The sequence below is a fragment of the Methylobacterium sp. WL120 genome (assembly GCF_008039465.1).
Taxonomy (GTDB): Bacteria; Pseudomonadota; Alphaproteobacteria; order Rhizobiales; family Beijerinckiaceae; genus Methylobacterium; species Methylobacterium cerastii.
The window spans coordinates 1-2767 of record NZ_VRUT01000290.1 but is presented as its reverse complement, the minus strand read 5'-3'; the positions used below and the strand labels follow the sequence as shown (position 1 = coordinate 2767).

Sequence of the window (2767 nt, the reverse complement as noted above, 5' to 3'; positions counted from 1 at the left end):
CCCGCAACCATCCGCCAGCGTATCCCCCTCCCGCCGCCGCGTTCTTCGCACGGCCCTGACCGCGATGGTCGGCAGCGTCGTTCCTAGCGTCATCGATCTGAATGAGGCCCGAACGATGGCGCAAGAGGCCAAGGCACAGGAGCCCCAGGCGGTGACGGACGGGCCGACGACCTTCGCCACGGTGGCCCGCCTCGCGGAGCGGTTGGCCGGCGCGCCCTACGTCGCGCCCCCCGAAGACCTGCCGCCGGCGCTCGCGGGGCTGACCTACGACCAGTACCGCGCCATCGTGTTCCGCCCGGCCGCGTCCTTGCGCTTCGGGCGACACTTCAGCGCGCAGCTGTTCCACCGCGGCTTCCTGCAGCGCAAGCGCTGCGCCCTGTTCGTGCAGCCGAAGGCCGGGCCGGCGCATCCCATCGCCTACGAATCCGGCCTGTTCGACCTCGGCACCGCGCTGGCCGGCCAGAGCTTCCCGGCCGGCCTCGGCTTTGCCGGCTTTCGGTTGCACTTCGCCGCCAGCGACACGCCGCCCGGGCGGCCGCGCGGCTTCCAGGAGGAGTTCCTGGTGTTCCTCGGCGCCTCCTACTTCCGCCTGCGCGGCGAGGGCCAGGAATACGGGCTCTCGGCCCGGGGCGCGGCCATCGGCACCGGGTCTTCCACCGGCGAGGAGTTCCCCGACTTCACCGCCCACTGGATCTGCGAGCCCGAGGACGACGCCCGCACGATCACCGTGCTCTCGCTGCTCGACAGCCCGAGCCTGGCCGGCGCCTACCGCTTCGACATCACGCCCGGCCATCCGGCGCGCATCCAGGTCACGGCCTCGCTCCACCCGCGCAAGAGCATCCCGCAGCTCGGCCTCGCGCCGCTGACCAGCATGTTCCTGCACGGCCAGAACGGGCCAGGCGCGCGGGGGGCGAAACCCTTCGACGACTTCCGGCCGCAGGTGCACGATTCCGACGGGCTGGTGGTGCGCGCCGGCGCCGACCGGCTGTGGCGCCCGCTGGTCAACGGACGGCCGAGCCCGCAGATCTCGTCCTTCCGCGCGGCGCCGCTCTCGGGCTTCGGGCTGATGCAGCGCGAGCGAAACTTTGCCGCCTACCTCGACGTCGAGGCGCGGCACGAGGCGCGGCCGGGGCTGTGGGTCGAGCCCGGCGCTCCGAAGCTCGAGATGGTCGCGGCCGGCGCCTCGCCGCGGGCCGGCGACGTGTTCGCGGCCGGCCAGGTGCAGCTGTTCGAGATCCCCTCGGTCGAGGAGTACATGGACAACATCGTGGCGGCCTTCGTGCCGGACGCGCCTGTCCGCCCCGGCCACCCAATCGCGCTGACCTACGGGCTGACCACGGTGGGCGCCGAGCCCGTCCCGGCTCTGCCCGGCACGCTGGCCCGCGTGGTCTCGACCCGCGTCGGCTCGCCCGACCGCCTGCGTCCGGTCGACCCGCCGATCGCCGGGCGGCGGCTGTACTGCATCGACTTCGCAGGACCGGACCTGCCCCAGGGCGCCCTCGACGCCGAGGGTGCGGGCGTCGGCGCGGAGGTCTCGGCCAGCGCCGGCACGATGTACGACCCCGTCGCCGCGCCGGTGCCGCAGACCGGCGGCTGGCGCATCTACGTGGAGTGGCGCCCCCCGGCCGCGCTGCCACCGGGCGACGTGGTGCTGCGCGCGCACCTCACTCGCGGCGGCCGCCGCATCAGCGAGACTTGGGACGCGTCGGCGTGAGCCCCAGCTGACGGGGCGGGGTCATCCCCTCTCCCCGCCAGCGGGATGCACGGCTCCGCGTTCGCATCACGTCAGCCCGTAGCCGCAACCCTGGCGTGAAACCGAACGCAGCCCGGCAGCTACAACTTACCAAAGGTTGCTCTCGGTGCGTCGATGCCGACAAGCTCGGCCGAGTATCGCGAATCAGGTCGGCTTCGAAGCGGGGCTAGGGTGGACGAGGACGATTCCCAAGCGGCGGAACCGGCGCCGCGCCGACGCCGTCACCTGCCGGCCGCCGAGCGCGAGCGGCAGATCGTCGAGGCGGCCACGCGCTTCTTCGCCGAGCAGGGCTTTGCCGGGCAGACCCGCGAGCTCGCCGCGCGTATGGGCATCACCCACTCGGCGATCTTCCGCTACTTCCCGACCAAGGAGGCCCTGATCGAACGGGTCTACGACCAGGTCTTCGTCGCCCGCTGGAACCCGGATTGGGGACCGATGGTGCGGGATCGCAGCCGGCCGCTCGAGGCGCGGCTGGTCCAGTTCTACCGCGAATACGCCGCGCGGATCTTCGACTACGAATGGGTGCGGATCTTCGTCTTCGCGGGCCTTCGCTCGGTCGACATCACCCCCCGCTACCTCGCCATCGTGCGCGAGGCCCTGATCCTGCCGGTCTGCGCCGAGTTGCGCGCCGAGTTCGGCCTCGAACCGCCGGACGCGCTGCCGCTGCAGGAGCGCGAGATCGAGGCGGTCTGGGCGCTGCACGGCAAGGTGTTCTACATCGCCGTGCGCAAGTACGTGTACAACCTGCCGGCGCCCGAGGATGTCGGCCCGATCCTCGCCGACGACGTGTCCGTCTTCATGCGCGGGGCGCCGGCTCTGTTCCGCGCGATCCATGCGGACGCGGCGGCCCTGCGCAAGCAGGCGGCGGGCTGACCGCCCTTACCCGAACGCCACCCGGTCCCGATGGCAGGCGACCGTGTGCGCGGCTCCGACCGCGCGCGGCAGCGGCAGCTCCGCGCGGCAGACGGCGATGGCGGCGGGGCAGCGCGGATGGAACGGGCAGCCCGGCGGGGG

At 72.9% G+C, this 2767-nt stretch carries 2 protein-coding genes; both read left to right on the top strand.

The window, feature by feature from the left end:
- Positions 1-115 precede the first annotated feature (115 nt).
- The gene (locus FV229_RS26330; protein ID WP_246688354.1) at positions 116-1714 is read left to right on the top strand and encodes a glucan biosynthesis protein; all 1599 of its coding nucleotides are present in this window, start codon (positions 116-118) and stop codon (positions 1712-1714) included.
- A gap of 210 nt (positions 1715-1924) precedes the next feature.
- Positions 1925-2626, top strand: coding sequence for a TetR/AcrR family transcriptional regulator (locus FV229_RS26325; protein ID WP_246688353.1), 702 nt, complete (start codon positions 1925-1927; stop codon positions 2624-2626).
- Positions 2627-2767: the final 141 nt, after the last annotated feature.